The sequence below is a fragment of the Streptomyces sp. NBC_00019 genome (assembly GCF_045041015.1).
Taxonomy (GTDB): domain Bacteria; phylum Actinomycetota; class Actinomycetes; order Streptomycetales; family Streptomycetaceae; genus Streptomyces.
On sequence record NZ_CP108302.1, the window covers coordinates 11059909 to 11078805 of the forward strand.

16 protein-coding genes and 1 pseudogene are annotated in these 18897 nt (G+C 67.9%); 4 read left to right on the forward strand and 13 right to left on the reverse strand.

All coding sequences use genetic code 11. The features are described 5' to 3' along the window. Positions 1 to 6: 6 nt before the first annotated feature. The 3 genes from OHU89_RS51545 to OHU89_RS51555 all read left to right on the forward strand — a co-directional run bounded on the left by OHU89_RS51545 (position 7) and on the right by OHU89_RS51555 (position 7036). Positions 7 to 4338, forward strand: coding sequence for a hypothetical protein (locus tag OHU89_RS51545; protein WP_405653885.1), 4332 nt, complete (start codon positions 7 to 9; stop codon positions 4336 to 4338). Positions 4339 to 4691: 353 nt separating this feature from the next. Continuing rightward, positions 4692 to 6299, forward strand: a complete 1608-nt coding sequence (locus OHU89_RS51550; RefSeq protein WP_405653886.1) for an RHS repeat-associated core domain-containing protein — start codon at positions 4692 to 4694, stop codon at positions 6297 to 6299. Further along, the gene (locus tag OHU89_RS51555) at positions 6296 to 7036 is read left to right on the forward strand and encodes a hypothetical protein (RefSeq protein ID WP_405653888.1); all 741 of its coding nucleotides are present in this window, start codon (positions 6296 to 6298) and stop codon (positions 7034 to 7036) included. Before OHU89_RS51550 ends, OHU89_RS51555 begins: the two co-directional genes overlap by 4 nt. A 229-nt stretch (positions 7037 to 7265) precedes the next feature. Here the strand turns inward: OHU89_RS51555 and OHU89_RS51560 are convergent, their stop codons facing one another. Next, positions 7266 to 7400, reverse strand: a complete 135-nt coding sequence (locus OHU89_RS51560) for a hypothetical protein (protein ID WP_405653890.1) — start codon at positions 7398 to 7400, stop codon at positions 7266 to 7268. 108 nt (positions 7401 to 7508) lie between these two features. Between OHU89_RS51560 and OHU89_RS51565 the strand changes: the two are divergent. After that, positions 7509 to 8710 (forward strand): annotated as a pseudogene (locus OHU89_RS51565) (IS3 family transposase). Between the two features lie 52 nt (positions 8711 to 8762). Here the strand turns inward: OHU89_RS51565 and OHU89_RS51570 are convergent. The 12 genes from OHU89_RS51570 to OHU89_RS51625 form a co-directional block, all read right to left on the reverse strand. After that, a complete protein-coding gene (locus tag OHU89_RS51570; protein ID WP_405653893.1) occupies positions 8763 to 9248 on the reverse strand; it encodes a hypothetical protein in 486 nt (161 codons plus the stop codon). A gap of 897 nt (positions 9249 to 10145) precedes the next feature. Continuing rightward, a complete protein-coding gene (locus tag OHU89_RS51575) occupies positions 10146 to 10628 on the reverse strand; it encodes a hypothetical protein (protein WP_405653895.1) in 483 nt (160 codons plus the stop codon). Positions 10629 to 10699: 71 nt separating this feature from the next. Further along, positions 10700 to 11173 carry a hypothetical protein gene (locus tag OHU89_RS51580; protein ID WP_405653897.1) on the reverse strand — a complete coding sequence of 158 codons (474 nt, stop codon included), beginning with the start codon at positions 11171 to 11173 and terminating at the stop codon, positions 10700 to 10702. Positions 11174 to 11482: 309 nt separating this feature from the next. Then, positions 11483 to 12745: an acyl-CoA dehydrogenase family protein gene (locus OHU89_RS51585; protein WP_405653900.1), complete on the reverse strand. Its 1263-nt coding sequence runs from the start codon at positions 12743 to 12745 to the stop codon at positions 11483 to 11485. Between the two features lie 52 nt (positions 12746 to 12797). Then, positions 12798 to 13364 (reverse strand): GAF domain-containing protein, encoded by a 567-nt coding sequence (locus OHU89_RS51590; protein WP_405653902.1) that lies wholly within the window; start codon positions 13362 to 13364, stop codon positions 12798 to 12800. Positions 13365 to 13450: 86 nt separating this feature from the next. Beyond that, a complete protein-coding gene (locus tag OHU89_RS51595; protein WP_405655062.1) occupies positions 13451 to 13999 on the reverse strand; it encodes a GTP-binding protein in 549 nt (182 codons plus the stop codon). Positions 14000 to 14075: 76 nt separating this feature from the next. Then, on the reverse strand, positions 14076 to 14462 hold the full coding sequence (locus OHU89_RS51600) for a DUF742 domain-containing protein (protein WP_405653904.1): 387 nt from the start codon (positions 14460 to 14462) through the stop codon (positions 14076 to 14078). Further along, positions 14459 to 14953 carry a roadblock/LC7 domain-containing protein gene (locus OHU89_RS51605; RefSeq protein ID WP_405653906.1) on the reverse strand — a complete coding sequence of 165 codons (495 nt, stop codon included), beginning with the start codon at positions 14951 to 14953 and terminating at the stop codon, positions 14459 to 14461. The genes OHU89_RS51600 and OHU89_RS51605 overlap by 4 nt, the downstream gene beginning before the upstream one ends. Before the next feature lie 36 nt (positions 14954 to 14989). Next, positions 14990 to 16387, reverse strand: coding sequence for an ATP-binding protein (locus OHU89_RS51610; RefSeq protein WP_405653908.1), 1398 nt, complete (start codon positions 16385 to 16387; stop codon positions 14990 to 14992). Between the two features lie 150 nt (positions 16388 to 16537). After that, positions 16538 to 17020: a hypothetical protein gene (locus OHU89_RS51615; protein WP_405653909.1), complete on the reverse strand. Its 483-nt coding sequence runs from the start codon at positions 17018 to 17020 to the stop codon at positions 16538 to 16540. 158 nt (positions 17021 to 17178) lie between these two features. Beyond that, the gene (locus tag OHU89_RS51620) at positions 17179 to 17541 is read right to left on the reverse strand and encodes a hypothetical protein (protein ID WP_405653911.1); all 363 of its coding nucleotides are present in this window, start codon (positions 17539 to 17541) and stop codon (positions 17179 to 17181) included. A gap of 96 nt (positions 17542 to 17637) precedes the next feature. Next, a complete protein-coding gene (locus OHU89_RS51625; RefSeq protein WP_405653913.1) occupies positions 17638 to 18831 on the reverse strand; it encodes a helix-turn-helix domain-containing protein in 1194 nt (397 codons plus the stop codon). Positions 18832 to 18897: the final 66 nt, after the last annotated feature.

The window sequence follows — 18897 nt, forward strand, 5'->3', positions numbered from 1 at the left end:
GTTCGGGTGGCTGCTCGGCGTGCGCGTTGGTTGTCCGTGTCGTTGGCGGGCGCGGTGTTGGCCGGTCTGTTGTCGACGGCGTCGGTGGTGACGCCGCCTGCCGCGGCCGCGACGGCGGAGGATTCCACGCCGTTGGTGCCCTCGCAGTCGCTGGGGACGGTTCCGGCGCAGCAGGCGGAGGAGACGGGGAAGGCGCTGCCGGAGCCGAGCTGGCCCGAGGCGGCTGAGGCGACGGTTGATCTGTCGCAAGCTGAGCCGGGGGAGCCGGGTACGGTCAGCCCGCAGCCGTCGGTCACCCCGAGCGAGACGGCCGGGGACGCGGGCACCGAGGTCGCCGAGGTGGTCGAGGTGGCCCCCGCACCTGCGCCCGAAGGGGAGGGTACTGGCGCCCAGCTGACCGACACCAGGCTGGCCGCCGACGACACCTCTCCCACACCGTCAGACACTGCCACCGCAGACGCTGCGGACGCCGCGGCGGCGGAGACGGCGGACCCGGAGGCCACCGCTTCCGCCACCAGCGAGCCGGGCACGGACGCTTCGGCACAGCCGTCAGATTCAGCATCCGGTGAACCCACCTCCCCGCCCGAAGCCCCCGCCGATCCGGCTGACCCGGCTGCGGAGTTGGTGTCGCCGGAGCAGGTGGATGTGCGGGTGCTGGACCGTGCGCAGATTGCTCCGGCCGGCGGTGTGGGGCTGGGTGTGCAGGTGACCCGCACCGACGGCGTGCCCTCACCGGGCCTGGTGCAGGTGGCGATCGACTACTCGGGTTTCGAGTACGCCTTCGGTGGTGATTTCGCCTCCCGGCTGCGGCTGGTGAAGGTTCCGGTGTGTGCGTTGCAGACCCCGGAGGCGGAGGGCTGCACGGAGCGTGAGTTCGTCCCCGTCGACAACGACACCGCGGCGGGCACGCTGACGGCGACGGTGACGGCCGAGCCCGATAACAGTGGTCTGTCCACGCAACTGGGCGCGGACTCGGGCTCCGCCTTTTTGCTGGGCACCGGGTCGTCGTCGGACAAGGGCGACTACCGCGCCTCCACCCTGTCGCCGACCGGTTCGTGGGAGGTGGCGACCGGGTCGGGTGCGTTCTCCTACAACTTGCCCGTCAGCCTGCCCGCGCCGGCGATGGGGGAGGCTCCTTCGCTGGGCATGTCGTACAACTCGCAGTCGGTGGACGGGCGGACCTCGGCGTCGAACAACCAGGCGTCCTGGGTCGGCATGGGCTGGGACCTGAACGTCGGCTTCATCGAGCGGCGCTACCGCAACTGCACCCAGGACGGCCTGTCCACGATCGGTGACTTGTGCTGGGACTCGCCCAACACCGCCGAGGAGCCCGACGGCGCGGTCTACGTCATCAGCCTCAACGGTGTCTCCTCCACGTTGGTGCAAGACGGGACCGGCACCGGCCGGTACCACCTGCAGGACGACCCGGGCTGGCGGGTGCAGCACCTGACCGGTGGGCACGGTGCGGACGACGAGTACTGGGTGATCTCTACCCAGGACGGCAAGCGCTACTACTTCGGCTGGGGCCGCTCCGAGCGCACCAGCGCCGCCACCGCCTCCGTGTTCACGGTCCCCGTGGTCGGCAACAACACGGGCGAGCCGTGCCACGCCCAGTTCCCGGTGCCGTGTTCGCAAGCCTGGCGGTGGAGCCTGGACCGCACGGTCGACGCGAACGAGGTGGAGTCGGCCTACTTCTACGACAAGGAGACCAACTACTATCGCTCGGTTGCCGACGTCGACCAGGCCCGCTCCTACACTGCCGGCGGCTACCTGACGGCGATTGAGTACGGCTGGCCGGCCCAGATCACCGGCTCCAAGCCGACCGGCAAGGTCGAACTGTCCCATGTGGGCCGGTGCGTGGAGCGCATGACGCAAACCGACCCGCTGCGCAACACGGTGGACGCCTGCCCCTCGATCAAGAGCACCCCGGGCTCCTACCCCGACGTCCCGATCGACCTGATGTGTGACGGTACGTCGGCGGACTACAACTGCGCAGGCAAGACGTACTATCCGACGTTCTTCAGCAAGGACATGCTGTGGGACATCAAGACGTTCGCCCTCAACACGAGCATGAACGGCTGGGATCTGGTGCAGCAATACCAGACCAAGCACGCCCTTCCCAACCCGGACGGCACGGTCGGCAAGACGCTGTGGCTGGACTACGTCCAGCGCAAGACCTACGGCAACGGAACGGACATCGTCCTGCCGGTGATCAACTTCAACGGTGTCGACCTGGACAACAAGGTCGGTTCCACCGAGCTGAACTTCCGTCGCGTGAACACCATCCACGGTGACCTGGGCGCGACCACGACCGTTTCCTACGGTTCACCCAACGCCTGCAGTATCGATGATCTGCCCACGCAGGCGTCGAACACGAAGGACTGTTTCTGGCAGAAGTGGACGCCCGAGGGCGAGACCACCGCGAAGTCCGGCTGGTTCAAGAAGTTCCTGGTCACGAAGGTGGTCGTCGATCCGACGGTGACCGAGAGCCAGGACGGCGCTCCGGAGATGACCACCACCTACGACTACCAGGGCGGCGCCGGCTGGCGCTTCCCCAACGACCCCCTCACTGCGGATGCGGACGAGACGTGGTCGGACTGGCGCGGCTACCAGCGCGTCGAGGTCACCTCCGGTACCGGCGTCGTGAAGCACTCGACCTTCCACTGGCTCTACCGCGGCCTGGACGGCGACCGCACCTCCAAGGACACCTCCGACACCAGATCCGTGAAGGTCTATGACGGTGAGGGCACCGCCTACACCGACTCGCCCTGGCTCCAGGGCAAGACCATCGAAACCTCGAAGCGCGACGACACCGGCAGCTCCCAGCAGCGGGTTTTCCACCACTACTGGGACCACAACACCGCCCAGTATGAGGGCCTGCCCGACGCCCGTTTCGTCCGCGAGGACGAGACCACCACCCTCACCAAGATCTCCACCGGCTGGCGTACCCGCGTCGTCCAGAACGAATACGACTCCGCCGAACCCGCCTCGGGTACCTACGGCCTGGCGCTGCGCACCGACGACCAGGGTGAAGCCGGCGTTGCGGACAACCGCTGCACCACGTATGGCCGTGCCTACAACGACGAGTTGTACGACGGCTCCAGCATCCAGCGCTGGACCGTCCTGGAGGATGAGACACGCCACTATGCGGCTGGCTGCGCCGACCGCGCGAGCGGCAACCAGGACGGGTACACCGTCACCCTCTTCGACAACGCCGCCGACGTGGCGGGCAACAAGCCGGTCGACGCCAATCGAACCGAGACCCGCACCCACGCAAGTGCCAGCGCAACCGACTTCGTCAAGGCGCGGTTCGGCTATGACGACGCGGGCCGGTTGATCTGGGCCGAGGACGCTGACCGCAACCGCACCACGACCACCTTCAGCCCGGCCAACACCTGGCCCGTCGACGGTGTCACCACCACGACTCCCAAGCCCGGCAACGCCGTTACCGACCTGCGCCCGGCCCTCACCTCCACCGTGTGGACATCGCGCTTCTGGGGCGTGCCGTATCAGACCAAGGACGCCAACGGGCAGACCACCAAGGTCACCCTGGATGCTGCGGGCCGTCCCACCGAGGTGTGGAAACCGACCGAGACCGGCGGCACCTCGCCCTCGCTGAAGTACAGCTACAGCATCCCCACCTCCAGCAGCGGTGTCCCGGACTCGGTCGACGGCTTTCCTCGGGTAGCCAGCCACACCTTGCAGTCCGGCACCACCTACCTGTCCTCCTATGCCTATACCGACGGCCTAGGCCGCGCCCGGGAGACGCAGGCTCCGATCCCGGACGGTGAGGGAGTGGCGAACCGACAGGTGGCCGTCACCCGCTACGACACCTCCGGCAATGTCACCGGTACTTCGGCGCTCTTCCGTAACCAGGGCACCGCGGGCTCCGGGGGGCCGGTCAGTCCGAAGGTGGAGGATCTGCCGTCCTACACCGACCTGACCCTGGACTGGGCCGGCCGCACCACCATGTCGCAGATCCTGTGGAGTGACGGCACCACCAGCCGTGCGTCCAACGAAGGCAAGGTGTTGACCGCCTATCACGGCGACTACACCACCGTCACCCCGGCCGCCGCCAAGCCGTACAACGGCGCCTCCAGCTTCATCACGCTCTACGACTACACGGCCAAGGGTGCCCTCTCAAAGATCACCGACTCGCGCGGCAACATCACGAGCCACACGTACGACTGGGCCGGCCAGCGCACCCGAACCGTCGACCCGGACGCGGGCCGCAGCGACACCGCCTATGACGCCAACGGCCGCACCACAACCGTCACCAGCAATTACAACTACCCCCTGCCCGGCAGCACGACGGTCGTCTCCTTTACGGTCTGCTGACCGACCGCACCTACGGCCCGTCCGGTACCAGCGATGTCACCGCTCAGCGCAGCTACAGCTACTACTACGCAGGCGGCACACGGTGGCTGCGGGGCATCACCACCACCGTCAACTCCGGTCTGATCACGACCGAGAAACAGCAGGACCTGTACACCCACGACCGTGACGGCAAGATCCTCAACCTACGGGAACAAGCGACCGGCCAGACCGCACAGTCGCAGTGCTTCCGCTACGACGACCAGGCCCGCCTGATCACCTCCTACACCCGCTCCGAGGTCGGAGGCTGCTCCACATATACCGCCTCCGACTTCACTGGCCAGGACCCCTACGAGACGGACTACAACTACGACCGCATGGGCAACCTGCAGTCCGTCACCGACACCGACGCCGCCGGTAGTGCCACCACTCGCGACTACCTCTACCCCGGCTACGACGATGCCGGTACCTGGACTGACAACGCCGCCCGTCCGCACGCCGTCCGCAAGATCAACACCATCAGCGCGGGCACCACCACCGCGACCGAGAACCTCACCTACGACAACGCCGGCCAGATGACCCAGCGCATCGCCCCTGGCAAGACCACCGACTACACCTGGACCAAACTTGGCCAGCTAGCCACAGCCAAGGCCACCACGTCCGACGGTAGCGAACTGACCCGCTACGCTTACGCCGCCGACGGTAACCTCCTGGTCCGCACTACCCCCGATGAAAACGTGGCGTCCATCGGCGGCATGGAGCTACGCACCACCGACGACGGCGAAACCGTGACGGCAACCCGCTACTACACCAGTGGCGCCACGACAGTGGCCATGCGCACCACCCAAGGCGCCACCGCCACCAACGGCAAGGTCACCTACCTCATGGGTGACACCCAGGCCTCCACCCAACTCGCCGTCGACACCACCACCGGCGCCACCACCCGCCGCCGCTACACCCCCTTCGGCGACGAACGCAACGGCACTCTGCCCACCGGCACCGACAACGGCTTCCTTAGCAAAACCGAAGACACCAGCACCGGCCTGTCCCTCCTCGGCGCCCGCGCCTACGACCCCGAACTCGGCCGCTTCCTCAGCCCCGACCCCCTCAGCACCCCGCACGACCCACAGAACCTCTCTGCGTACAGCTACAGCGGCAACGACCCCATCAACTACTCCGACCCGTCCGGACTGATCAGGCTGAACTCCGACGGAACACAATGCAGCGGTGGTTGGACCGAATGCGGCCCCAGCGACAACAGCCTCGGTGGCAGTGGCGAAAGCAGCGATAGCGGCAGTAGCAACGTGCAGAGCGGTGGATGCGATGCGGCCTGCCTGAAGGCACTCCAAGCGCTGAAGAACCAGTTCAAGGGCGGTCTGTACAAGGCCCTCGCCGTCGAACTGCAGAGATATGTGATGGCCCTGGGCGGGAACACCAATCCGTGCCAGGAGGGAGCATCCGTCACCTCTGGCCCCGCCGCGGCCTGCGCCGACCTCATGGGCGTCGGCTCGACGAAGGACATGAACGACATCGTGAACGACTGGCTGAACGGAACGGGCGACACCTACGCCTTCGGTGCGGGCAGCCTGATCACACAGCAAATGGCCGGCAACAGCCATAGCTCCAAGATCCTGAAGGACCTCCAGAAGAGGATCTCGGCCGCGGGATACGACATCGCTCCTGACCAACTCGGAAAGCGGTCTGCCTACAAGGACCCTAAAACCAACATCGTCAAGGACATCCTCGGCATGCTCACCGGTGGTAAGAAGGGGTCTGGAATGCCCGAGGCGTACACGGGGTCCTACGATCAAGTCCACCAGGTCATCAACGTGGACCGGCGGAACCGCAGTTTCACGGTCGCCTTCGCTGCGTACAACGAGACCGGCTACGAGTCCCTGACCCATGTCCTGCCCGACAGGGCGAACGGGTGGCAGCAGGGCACACTGCGACAGATCTACTACTGGACCGTGACGGTGAACGAATGATTTCTGAGACGCGTGTGATGGCGCGAGTCCGTATGTGGACCGGGGACGGGCAGCGCCTGGCAGTGGCCGACAGGGTCTTCCGGGTGCTGGCCGTGGTGGTGCTGGCGGCCGGGTACCTGGGCTTGTGCTCGTTGCTGTTCCCCGCGCGAGCGGGGGTGCCGGAGCTGTTGCGGGACGCGCGAGAGGGGGACGTGTCCGTGGTGCAGGTGGTCAGCTCGGATGTCGGCGAGGTACGGGTCTTCTGGTCGGCCGGGTATCTGCAGGACTACGAGTTCACTTACCACTACAAGGTCAGTCCGCTCTTGCCGGAGGCCGAGCAGTTCGCTGCGGACATCAGGGAGCAGCTGGGTGAGCAGGCCGATGGTGTGACGTTCGAGGAAGGTGCCCGATTGGACGCCTTGGGCGTCCTGGACCTCCTCGTTCCCGTTCTGTACTGGCGGGTCATGCCCTACTTCGCCTGGCCGGTCGCGGTCTGTTGTGCCGTCGCGCTCGCGGGCATGGTGCTCAGGCGTGACTTGCGGTCGCCGAGCGCGGGCTACTGGCTGTTGGCCTCGCTCGTGTTCGGGTTCGGCTTCCCGGCGTACTACTGGTCGGAACCTCGCCCGTTGTTGTCCCGCAGCGCCGCTTCCCGGGGCGACCAACCCGCCCTGAGCGGCCTGCGTCTGGCGGGCGCGACCGCGGGTTGGGCGGCGTTGGGCGCGGTAGCGGTGCTGACCATGGCGCTCTCGCGGGGCTGACGGCGCGTCGAGGCTTCGGGTTCAGGAACAGCGGTCATTGCGGGGAAATGTAGCCGCTGGACGGCGTGCGGAGGGACGGGCCTGAACTGGCGCCAGCGGTCGCACCTTCGGATCCGTCCCGGCCCTCCCGGACGGGCTGAGGCACGTGATCGGGGACTCGGGTATGCAGCGTGTCGAGCTGGAGATGGCGGTGAAGACGGCGGTGCGGCACGCGGCTGCCGCCTGACCACTATTCGGTGGTGAGCCGGTACTCGCCGGCCGTCGGCTGCCAGCCGGGCGCGATGCGGGGGGCGATGATGTCGTCGTCGGCTGCGGCCTTGTCGGCCGCATCGTCCGGGTCGGCTGAGAGCTGGTCTTCGGGCATGGTGCTCAGCATGGCAGCAGCTACGGTTGTTGCGGCCACGTCTGCAACACAACTGAACCGTTCCGGGTTCGGAAGTACCCGCTTGAGCTGCGCCGTCGTGCGGTGCGCATGGTCGCCGAGGTGCGGCCGGAGTACGACACCGAGTGGGCCGCGATGAAGGCGGTCGCCCAGAAGCTGGGCATCGGCACGACCGAGACGCTGCGCAAGTGGGTCCGCCAGGACCAGATCGACGCCGGGACCCGTGCGGGCACGACGAGCGAGGAGTCGGCCGAGCTGAAGCGGCTGAAGAAGGAGAACGCCGAGCTGAAACGGGCCAACGACATCCTCAAGGCCGCGGCGTCATTCTTCGCGGCCGAGCTCGACCGGCCACACACGCGCTCGTAGCGTTTATCGACGAGCACAAGGACCGCTTCGGCGGCGTCGAGCCGATCTGCCGGGTCCTCACCGACCACGACTGCAAGATCGCACCGTCCACCTACTACGCCCACCATAAACGCCAGGCCGCACCCGCGGCCCGCACCGTCCGCGACGCCGAGCTCAAGACGTTGATCACCGAGGCGTACGAGGCCAACTACCGTGTCTACGGAGCCCGGAAGATCTGGCGGCACCTGAACCGCCAGGACGTCACGGTGGCCCGCTGCACGGTCGAACGCCTCATGCGTGAACTCGGCATCACCGGAGCGGTCCGCGGCAAGAAGGTGATCACCACCGTCCCCGACGAGAGCGCGGAACGGGCCCCGGACCTCGTGGACCGCGACTTCGTCGCCTCCGCCCCGAACCGCTGCTGGGTCGCCGACTTCACCCACGTCACCACATTCGCCGGCGTCGTCTACATCGCCTTCGTCGTGGACACCTTCTCCCGCCGCATCGTCGGCTGGTCAGCAGCCACCTCGAAGGAGACCCGGCTCGTCCTGGACGCCCTCGACATGGCCCTGTGACAGCGCGACCGAGAGCAACACCCTTACCGGAAAGGCGAATTGATACACCACTCGGATGCCGGGTCGCAGTACACATTGTTCGCGCTCGCCGAGCACCTCGACCGGGCAGGCATCGCCGCATCCATCGGATCAGTCGGCGATGCCTACGTCAATGCCCTGATGGAGTCGACGATCGGGCTGTTCAAGACTGAGTTGATCAAGCCCCGTCGACCCTGGAAGACGCTTTCCCAAGTCGAGCTGGCCACCGCCGAATGGGTCGACTGGTACTGCCACCGCCGACTCCACGGTGAAATAGGGCACATCCCACCCGCCGAATACGAGACCAAGTACTACCGCGAAACCATGAAACCCCAGGCCACAGTCACGACCTAGAGCCTCGATCAAACCCGGAACGGTTCACCTGTTCCGTCACAGCCGACCCCTGTCAGCGGCTGCGGCCGCTCCTGGAGCCACGCCGCCGGATCGTCACTCCGTTCTCTTCCAGAAGCCGCTTTATCTTGAGTCGAGACGGCCCGTAGCGCGCAGAGAGACTGTCGAGTGTCGCCCCGTTGTCGTACTCCTGGGCCAGGGCGCGGATCCCTTGAGGGGTGCTGATCCGGGCGAGGGGGCTCATGGCGCCCGCGTCCTGCAACCTTCTCTTCAGAGTGGTCGCGCTGACCCCGTACTCGTCGGCCAGGACGGCTGCACTACTCTCGCCGCTTTCGTACCGGGGCACGATCTCGTCCATCGGCAGGTCCTTCCGCAGGGTGCTTCCGCCCGACGTCCGGCGCTCGTTCTGTGGGATGGCCTTGAGGATTGTCTTGTGCGTGACGCTGTACCGCTCGGCTAACTCGGTCGAGCTGAGGCCATGGGCGTAGAGGGCGCGGACCTCTCTCTCCTGTTTGGCGGTCAGAGCGCGGTGGGCCGGCATGGCATCCTCCTGTGTGGTGTCTGTCTCCCGGAGAACGCCGAAGGCTCCACCGTGAGGCGAATTCCAGGGTCGCTGCGACACTTGGCGAGTTGATCAAGCCGCGAGCCGCGGGTGGGCCGGGGTTCTACTCGTACAGCCCGGCGGCCGCCCGGGTTCCCGGGCCCGGGACAGGTGATCTGCCCTGGAGTTCTGAGAATGACTCGGAGTGACTCAACCCTGCTGGCAGCCGTCGGAGTTGGCGACCGACCCGCGCGTCGCGCCGTCGTTCTCAGGACCGCGGCTTTCGCAGCCACCCGGCTTCAGCGCGTCCTGCGACTGCTCGACGCCACCGCGGCGCACATCACCCCGCGCCTGGACGCCGCTGGCCGGGCCATCACCCGGAGTATCTGATTCACTCCGCTGCGGGTATTGCCCACCGTGCGGCCAGTGACTTGCCGCCGCGTTTCACGTCGCTGTTGGCGTCGGCCCGCCAGGAGTGGCCGGTGACCTTGAGGCCGCCGCGCTCGGCGTCCGTGCGCCGAGGGTCAATGGGCTGGTGGGTGAGTGAAGCGCTCTCTTGGTCGGTGGAGGCAGCATGGGGGATGGGGCCTCCAGCCCAGTGTTGGGAGGCCGTAAGCGTGGCCTGCACAGGGCGTCGAGCGTGCGAGTGGTGTCGGCGCCTGTATCAGCGATAACTGCCGCATGGTTTCTCCAGGTCATCGTGCGTGCACCCCCGGGGGAGGGTGGCGAGGGTGAGGGTGTGCAGGGCGGTGCGGTCTTCACCGGCCCAGCCGGTCCACAGCGGACCGAAGGCCTTGTTTTTCTTGTCGGGTGAGCGGTCGTCAGTACGTCGGCCACCGGAAACTCCTCGTGTCGTTCGGGGTGTTCGCCGTAGCCTTTCGCGTCGCAGGCGGGCGGCTACGGTCGCAGGTAGCGGCGCATCGTCAGGTACTCGTCGACGGTGGCGGAGCGCGACTGTTCGGGCTGGTTGCCGGGTACGGCGGTGTCGGGCGCCATCGCGGCCTGGTGCACCATCAAGTGATCGAGCGCGTACGAGCTACCGGGGCGTTCGATCGTCACGATGGCCGGCTGGAGGTCGGCGCCGGTGAACGGGCCCTGCCAGCCGTCGGTGCGGCGCCGGACTACGTGGACGTAGCCGCCCGTCAGGATGTGTGTGGCGAACGCGTAGCAGTGGTTGTGCGGTACGAGTTGGTTCTCGGGCCGCGGGTTCATATGGAGGCGGATTTCGAAGCTGTGGTCGGGGGCCTCCCACAGCGACAGCCGGTTCAGCAGGAGCGTGACACGGCTCGCTGCCAGGCGGGCGGGATGATGCACGACCTCGTCGACGAGCGTGGTGAGCAGGTTCCGGTCCGTGGCCAGCCGGTCAGGAATGCTGCGCATGACGTGCTGCACGTAGTCCAGGTCGGTCGTGTCCAGACACGGGACCTGCGGCAGCCAGGAGTCTGCGGTCTTCAGGGACGCCTCCTTGCCGTACTGGCCAGTGAGACGCCTTCGAGGACTGCGCGTGCCCGGTGCGCGGCGCGGGAGTATTCGTCGGGGGTGAGTGGCGAACCACCAGGCTTCGCAGCAGGCGCCACGGCCAGCAGGTGCAGGGCGTCGGCGCTGCTTCGGGTGGCGCAGAGTGTTTCCGCGTGCACGGCGAACACCTCTTCTGGTCCGAAGAGGCTTGCGTAGCACGGCCATTGGGCGAGGGAGTCGTCCATCTCCTGGTACATCTCCAGCTCGAGTGAGCCGGAGAGCGTCAGGACCACGGAGGTGGCGCGTACCGGCCAGGGCGCCAGGCCGGACTGTGTCGTCACCCGAAGGTAGGTCAGGGGGCCGTCCGGCAGCCCGACGGGAAGATGCGCGTAGCCGTGGGCGAGGAACGAGCCGTCTGCCCGGTAGGTGCCCGTGTCGAGGACGCTGAGGATCCTCGACGCGAGCATGCTGAGCCAGCCTTCAGCGTGCGAAGGGTCGATCTGAGGAATCTCCGTGGGGTCTTTGCTCTGGTTGAGTAACTGAGGGACGAAGGCGGGCAGGACGGCTGTCACGGGGCATTCCCTGTGCGGTCGGCGGGATGGTGGTGGCGCCCGGCGCGGGGGCGGAGGCGGCGTCTTCATAGGGGAGGAGAAGCCGCACCGTCTTCCCCGCGCCGGGCCGGTGTCTCACGCTCGGCCACGGGGGGTGCCGAGCGTGAGACGTTGGACCCGCGCACGGTCCTGCGGACACACGGGGGTGAGCGTGCGCGGGAGTTCCTAGACGCCGACTGGCTGGTCGACGATGGGGGGCTGGAAGCGCCCGGCATGCAACACGGACCACGGGGTGCGCGCACCGGTCTCGTCCTCCTGCTGGAGGAGGTTCTCGGCGAGGCGCCGGCGCTGGACCTCACCGGTCCCGGCGGGTGCGTAGGTGCTCTGCATGTCCCGCCAGACGCGCTGAATGGGGAAGTCCACGTCCAAGCCGTTGGCGGCGTGCAGCTGCATGGCGTCGTTGCCTGTCTCGGAGGCGAGATCGTGGCCAAGGGCCTTGGCCGCAAGGAGCTCGTCATCGCATGGCAGGCCACGATCAAGCATGTCGACCGCGTGATACGCCAGGATCCTGGCCATGAGCAGCCGGGCGGACATCTGGCCGAGCCGATCCTGTATGACGCCGAGGTCAGCGAGCTTGCCCTGGTAGCGGGGGCGCTGGCTGACGTACTGGGCAGTCAGGGAGACGGCCCTCTCGTGCAACCCGAGGGAGAGTGCGGTGAGGTTGGGCCGGCCGTACAGGATGCTGCTGGACTGGGCGACTTCGAAGCCTTGGCCGACATCCCCCAGTACGTCATTGGGGGAGATACGCACCCGGTCGAAGGTGATCTGACCGTAGCTGAAGCCGCGCAGTCCCAGCTTGGCGCTGTGCCGCACGCTGTTCACCCCACGCTGATCGCCCTGGACGAGGAACGCCGTCAAGGCGCGCGAGGTGCGCGTGCCGGTGCGGGAGGTGCGGGCGACGACGACGTGCAGATCCGCGATGTGGCTGTTGCCGACATGGGCCTTGACCCCGGTGAGCACCCAGGCTCGCCCGTCCCACTCGGCTGCGGTTGTCATGCCGCCGATGTGGCCGCCCTGGTCCGGCTCGGTCACAGCGATCGACATCAGCACACTGCCGTCGGCCACGCTCGGCAGCAGCGCGGCGTGCTGCGCGTCGGTGCCGTAGTACAGCAGAGCGGCAACGGGGATCAGGCTGGCTTGGAGGATCGCGGCGACCGCTCCGGAGACACGGGCGAGACGATGGATCAAGATCGTCTTGGCGACGTGTCCGGCGGCCATGCCGCCGAACGCCTCGGGCACGGTGACGCCGAACCAGCGGCGACCGGCCCACAGCCGGGCGATCTTCCGGTCCACCCGCTGCGCACTTTCCATGCGCTCCACCCGAGGCTGGATCTCTCGGGTGGCGAAGTCGTCGACGGCTTCCCAGAGTGCGTTGTGGGCAGGCGTGAGGAACCTGTCGAGGCTGTGGGGTGGGGCGGGCATGGACATGGGCGGGTCCCTCTCCCTGAAGGCTCACATGACGGCTGCGGCTGGAACGGGATCAGCGGGCTGGCGCTGTGGCGGTCAGGGTCTGCACCACCGTGGTGCCGGTGTCCTTGACGATGTCGAGGAGGTGCTGGGCCTGGGCCAGGGGGCGGGGTTCGGGGTCGATGACGCACACCGTCCCCCACGCGACTCCAGTGTCCGTGTCGATGAGGGGCGCGCCGAAGTACGCGCGGATGCCGAGGGCGTCGGTTACGTGGTTGCCGGCGAAGCGGGGGCTGGCGTAGACGTCGGGTAGCGGCAGGGCTCTCTGGCGGGCGATGACTTCCGGGCACCAGCCGTGGCGGCGGCTCATGCTGCGGCCCACCGGGATCAGCCCGCTGTCCGGGGACGGCTGATGCAGGCCGATGAACGTCTGCTGGGGCCAGAAGATGTTGACGAAGCCGTAGGCGAGCCCGGTCCGTTCGGCCATTTCCCGCGCGAGACGGTCCATGTGATCGTCGGGGCCGGGGGTGATGCCGAAGTGTGCGATCACCTCCTGTCGCGCCTGCTCCACGGCGATCAGCTGGGCCGTGGCGGCGCTGATCGAGGCCGGTTGGTGGGGCAGCATGCCGGGCGGCGCCATGATCGACTCCTTAGGGGAGGACAGCGGGCGTGCACTGGTATGGCCGGCGGCAGCGGGGGAGCGCATATAGGGGTGCTGGTGGGTCATCAGATGTCCAAGGGGGCTGGGGTGGTGAGGCGGGAAAGGGCGTGGTCGACGAGGGTGACCAGTGCGGCGGCGACCTGGGTGGCCTCGCGGGCGTCGCAGCGCACCATCGGGATGGTGGGGGCGATGTCGAGGGCCTGGCGGACATCCTCGTGAGGGAACAGGGTTGCGCCGTCGAACGGGTTGATCGCGATGATGAACGGCAGTCGGATCTGTTCGAAGAACGACACCGCCAGGAAACTGTCCTCCAGGCGGCGGGTGTCGATGAGGACGACGGCGCCTACTGCTGCGCTGCAGACGTCGTACCAGAGGTGGGAGAACCGCTGTTGGCCGGGCGTGCCGAACAGCAGCAGCTCAAAAGGATTGGGGTCGGTGAAGCCGACACGGCCGAAATCGAACGCCACCGTCGTGGTCGTCTTGGACGCCACGTGATCGAGGCGGTCGACCGGCACGCTCGCCTCGGTGAGGCGTTCCTCGGTGGTCAGCGGCGGAATGTCGCTGATGGCACCGACCGCGGTGGTCTTCCCGGCCCCGAACCCACCCGCGATCACCACCTTGAACACGGTGCGGCCTGCGCCGGTCTCGGCGTGCCCGTGAGCCGTGGGACCGTCAGCGCGGCAGGTTGGACTATTCATCGAGCCACTTCATCGTCAGGGCGGCGCGCAGCCGCAGGAGCAGGGCTTGGTCAGGATCAGACGCGGCGCTCGCGGCGCCCGGCACGAGGACGTGGGTGGCCAGGAGGTCGCTGATGAGGATCTTGGCGGGAGTCAGGCCGCAGCCCAGGGTGCCGGCCAGTTCGGCGACCGATCGCGGCCGCGTGCGGCACAGGGCCGTGATCCGCCCGCACTCCTCCGGCAGCCCGGGACCTGGGCGTCCGGTGCCGGGGTGCATCACCGACTCCAGGCGCAGCCGGTATTGCGGCCGGGTGCGGCCCCGGGTGAGTGCATACGGTCTGACGAACGCCGCAGTCTCCGGATCGGCCGCCACCGACAGGCGCCGCGCGGGCGGGGTCATCGTGTGGTGTCGGCCGGACGGGTACGGGCCGCGGTCAGCATGTGGGGTTCGAACGCTGTGACCAGGCGCCCCATCTCGAAGCCCACAGTGCCGGCGTCGGCCTCAGGGGTGGTCACCACGCACAGCACGGTGTCCACGAACTGCTGCCCGATACCGTTGTGGCTGCCGAACGCGGTGCTGCGGCCGGCGAACTGAATGAAGATCAGCGAATCCGGTCGCTCGATGATGATCTGCCGCGGCATGCATTTCTCGTGCCTTGGCCCGGTGATGCTGCCGCCCAGGGACGCCAGCCCGCACACGGCCGCCGCCAGTTCATCGGCCCAGTCTTTGTCGATGTCGCTGTCCAGTAAGGCGACGCCGTCACGCGAGGCCAGCACCGCATGGGTGGCACCGGCAACCTCGTTCACGAACTCGCGCAACAGCCAGGCCATCGACTCCCGGTGCTCCCCGGTGCCGTCAGAAGTGGATACAGGATCGCTGTGCGGAAGCATGCGTAGAACTCCAAAAAGAGGGGGATGGGGGAGGGGTTAGTGGGATGCCGGAGGCTGGTGCGGCGGTGCGGGGGTGGTGAGGCTGGCGGCGCGGTAGGCGCTGCGGAAGGCACCCGCCAGCCCCGCTGTGGCAGCCCCGGTGGGCGCCGCCGCGGCCGCACTTGGAGGCGGAAGCCCGCCCCCCTTCTTCCGCTGCGGCAGCCCGGTCGGACCCCCAGCCGCAGCCGGGGCGGAGTCGGCAAACCGTGGGGCGGGAACCCGGGCGGGCCCTGACACGGCCTGGGGCATGGGGGCGGGTGCGTTGGGGGCTGCCAGGTCTTCGGCGTCGTCGGGCTGGATGGGGATGAGGAGGCGGCGGGGGATGACGACCAGGGCGGTGGTGCCGCCGAGGACGTTTTCGGACAGGGTGACGGTCAGGCCGTGCCGTTGTGCGATCTTGGCTGCGGTGAGCAGGCCGAAGTGGCCGCGGCGTACCTGGTCGCTGACGTCGATCGTGTCCGGCGCGGCGAGCAGCTGGTTGAGCTGGGCGCGGACCGGGGGCTGCATGCGCAGGGCGCGGTCCTCCACCTCGATGGCCAGCCCCACCGGCACCGGCTGCGCCCGCACCATCACCCGCGTCTCTGGGGCGGAGAACCGGCAGCCGTTCTCGATCAGCTCGGCCAGCAGGTGCGACAGGTCCGGCCCCACCTGCTGCGCCAGCCCGATCGCAGTACCCAGCTGGCCGGCCACCACGTCGACGCGAGGGTAGGCCACCACCTCCGAGACCGCGCCGCGCAGCACCACCGACACCGACACCGGCCGCCTCGTGGCCCGCAGCGACTGACCTCCCAGCACGCCCGTGCTTTCCACCTGCCGCCGGATCCGGGTCACCAGATGGTCCAACTGGTAGATGCGGTGCAGGAGTTCGGCGTCGTCGGTGGCGCCCTCCAGATCCGACAGCGCGGCCAGCGCCTTCTCCACCAGCGCATGTTCACGCTGCGCCAGGCGGCGCAGGACCTCCAGCAGTACCGCCGACTGCCGACTGGCATGCACCTCGGCCAGCGAGCACACCACCCGCTCCTGAAGTTCGCCCAGCAGCCGCTTCACCTCAGCCGTGGACGGGTCATCGCCCACCGCCGGCACGAACACGACCGGGGAGGGGATCCCCTCCCCGCGCAGCAGCGCATCGACCGCCGCCTGCGTGGCCTTCTCCACGTCGGCGATAGCGCCCTGCACGCCCGCCAACTGGTCGTCGAAGTGGTGCTGGACGGCCCGGGACGCCGTCCTCGTACGGCCCCAAGCGACCAGGCCACTCACGCCGAGACCGCAGGCCATCGCGCCAAGGATGCTCCCGGCCGGGACGGGCGCCGTCCACCAGGCCAGGGCGGCGGAGCCGAGTAGCGCGCCGTCCACCAGCCGTGGCGGTAAGACCGCGGCGCGGATCTGATGCTGCACACCGCGGTGCACCGGATGGCCCCGTCTCCTCCTGTGCCGGCGGGGGGTTGCGGCGGTGGCGGGGGATACGCCGTCAGACATGACAATCCTCAACAACGGGTGTGGATGAATAGCGAGAGGGCCGGTGCAGTGCGGAAGGCGTTTCGGCGGTCAGGGCGACGGCGGAAGTACGGCCTGCACGGTCTTGCCGATGACCTCGCCGTCGTCGCTGCGCAGCAGATCCCAAGCCAGGTGGCCCTTGGCGTGGGCGATCCACCACAGACCCGTCACCGGCGGGTAGCCGTCGGTTCCCTGACTGACGATCTCGTCAAAGCCCGGGAAGTCCGGGAGGGCGTCGTCGACTTCGATGATCAGCTCGCCGTGTCGGCTCGGGCAGATCAGCCGGACGGGAATCAGGCGGTCCGGGAAGAGCTTCGCGTGCCGGACCACGTTGTCCATAAGGTGGCCGCAGACGCGGGTCGCGATGTCGATGTTGCCCGGCCAGCGTGCCACCGTCAGCCGCGGCCGCACCCGCAACCGAACGTTGGAACCGACGAAGTCATCCCCTTTCAACCGGTCCTTCCACCGATACGCGGGCTGACCGCCGATCTCGATGAGTGCAGGGGGTTCGGTGGGTTGGGGCGGAGGGTTCACGGGAGCTCCCGGAGATGACGGCTGCGATTGTGCTGGTCGACGAAGACGAGCCCTGTGTGCCGCGCCTCGGCTTGGTACTCGTTCACGTTGTGCCGCGCCTGATCTGGCTATGGCATGGATGAAACCTGCGCTGCTGCGGATCGCGGGGTGAGCAGGAGTTATTGAGCTGCCTCGAGCGCCTGGCGCAGCGCCGCGGCCGCTGTAAGCCCGTGCTGGAGAGGAATGAGCCAGTAGGGGCCGGGCGGCGCCTCGGCATGGTCCGGTGGCAGGACCACGTATGAGTTCGAGCCCAATGCCTGCGTGTCCAGAACGTCCCACTGGGCGGCGCTGCCCGCTGGGACGAAGAAGTACAGCAAGGGTTCGGGGTGAGCCGGATCTACGGCCACGGCGCCGGGCTCTTCGAGTAGTTCGATCGCACGTACGCCTCGATGCCGTTGCACCTTCACGGCGTCCCATGCGACACCAGCGGCCACCAGTCGCAGCCCTGCCGCGGTCAACATCAGTTCCGCATCGCTGATCATCTGTCGTCCCGTCTTTCGCTGCGCTGTGCGGCGAAGGTACGACTGACGCGACACGGCTACCCGAACTGAGAGTTCGGGTGAACCGCGAGTTCGTGATCAGACGAGCGCGAGTCGCTGAACCAGTTCGTTGACCTGGCGGCGGAAGGTGGGGCGGACCCGCTGCTGGAGGTCCAGGATCATGTGGCGGGCAAGAGGACTGCGCGCCAGATCCTCAGGAGCGATGTCCTCCAGGTCCAGCAGGTGGACAAGGACGGCTGCATTCTCGCGACGTAGGTCGTGGCACCTGGCCAGTTCGAGACCGAAGGTGAAGCGCCGCTCACGGCTGGGCAGGCCACGTGTATCGATCCGGTCGGCGAGGCGCAGTCCTTCGGACGCCTCGCCGGCAAGCATCTCGATGCTCATCGCGTGCAAAGCACAGTTGGTCGGCCCGAACACGGTCCATTGAACGTTTCCCTCACCGACGTGCCGGGCGAGCGGGACAGCGCGTTGCTCGAGCCGGGCACGGGCCTGCCACCAACGACGGCGACGGGCATCGGAGACCACGGCGACCAGTTCGAGGGCCCCCTCGACGGCCTGGGTCTCATCGGTCACCGACGTCTGTCGCAGTTGCTCGACGGCGCGCAGCGCAACATCCTTGGCTTCCTCGACGGCACCCGGCTCGTCGTGGGACAGCAGGACGTGGCCCAGATTCCACTGGGCTGCGGCGATACGCACCGGGTCATCTGCGTCTTCGGCGGCCCGGATCGCCCGGTCGGCGACCATGAGCGACAGATCGAGGCGCCCGGCGCGGCGACAGTACGATCGTAAAAGCCCGTACAAATCCGCTGCCACGCGCAGGACTTCGCGCCGCGCCTGGGCATCAGTCCCGGTGCGGTGCACTCGCACGGCATGCTCGACATCACCGATCAGATCGGGAAGGACACCAGCCGCGGCCGTGAACCGGTCCTTCGACGACTGCCAGGTCCGCCACGCCTGCTCCACCCGTTCCCGCAACTCCGATGGGCTCGCGGGATCCGCGCTGCGAGGACGGTCGTAGCCCATGAGGGCGCGAGCTACTGCGGGCGCGGCTGTGTGGGGGACGGTCGACTCCTCGCTGGCGTCTTCGCAGAGCAAGGCGGCTAGCGGTACACCGAGTTCGGCGGCGAGACGGGACAGTACGTCGGCGGAGGGGACTTTCTGCCCGGCTTCGATCTGCTGGAGGTAGCGTTCGGTGATGCCGCACAGCCCAGCGATGGCCGCCTGGGTTCGGTTGCCGTTCTTGCGGCGGTAGTACTTGACCTTCTGGCCCACGGGCAGTCTCGGTGCGATCACCGTTTTGCCCCCTTCCCCACTCGCGTCTCGTACCGTCAGCGTAGA

What these genes read in the sequence shown, in the direction of transcription:
- OHU89_RS51550 (WP_405653886.1), top strand. Translation starts at nt 4,692, where the DNA reads ATGGGCAACCTGCAGTCCGTCACCGACACCGACGCCGCCGGTAGTGCC.
- OHU89_RS51555 (WP_405653888.1), top strand. Translation starts at nt 6,296, where the DNA reads ATGATTTCTGAGACGCGTGTGATGGCGCGAGTCCGTATGTGGACCGGG.
- OHU89_RS51560 (WP_405653890.1), bottom strand. Translation starts at nt 7,400, where the DNA reads ATGCCCGAAGACCAGCTCTCAGCCGACCCGGACGATGCGGCCGACAAG.
- OHU89_RS51570 (WP_405653893.1), bottom strand. Translation starts at nt 9,248, where the DNA reads ATGCCGGCCCACCGCGCTCTGACCGCCAAACAGGAGAGAGAGGTCCGC.
- OHU89_RS51575 (WP_405653895.1), bottom strand. Translation starts at nt 10,628, where the DNA reads ATGCGCAGCATTCCTGACCGGCTGGCCACGGACCGGAACCTGCTCACC.
- OHU89_RS51580 (WP_405653897.1), bottom strand. Translation starts at nt 11,173, where the DNA reads ATGCTCGCGTCGAGGATCCTCAGCGTCCTCGACACGGGCACCTACCGG.
- OHU89_RS51585 (WP_405653900.1), bottom strand. Translation starts at nt 12,745, where the DNA reads ATGTCCATGCCCGCCCCACCCCACAGCCTCGACAGGTTCCTCACGCCT.
- OHU89_RS51590 (WP_405653902.1), bottom strand. Translation starts at nt 13,364, where the DNA reads ATGGCGCCGCCCGGCATGCTGCCCCACCAACCGGCCTCGATCAGCGCC.
- OHU89_RS51600 (WP_405653904.1), bottom strand. Translation starts at nt 14,462, where the DNA reads ATGACCCCGCCCGCGCGGCGCCTGTCGGTGGCGGCCGATCCGGAGACT.
- OHU89_RS51605 (WP_405653906.1), bottom strand. Translation starts at nt 14,953, where the DNA reads ATGCTTCCGCACAGCGATCCTGTATCCACTTCTGACGGCACCGGGGAG.
- OHU89_RS51620 (WP_405653911.1), bottom strand. Translation starts at nt 17,541, where the DNA reads ATGATCAGCGATGCGGAACTGATGTTGACCGCGGCAGGGCTGCGACTG.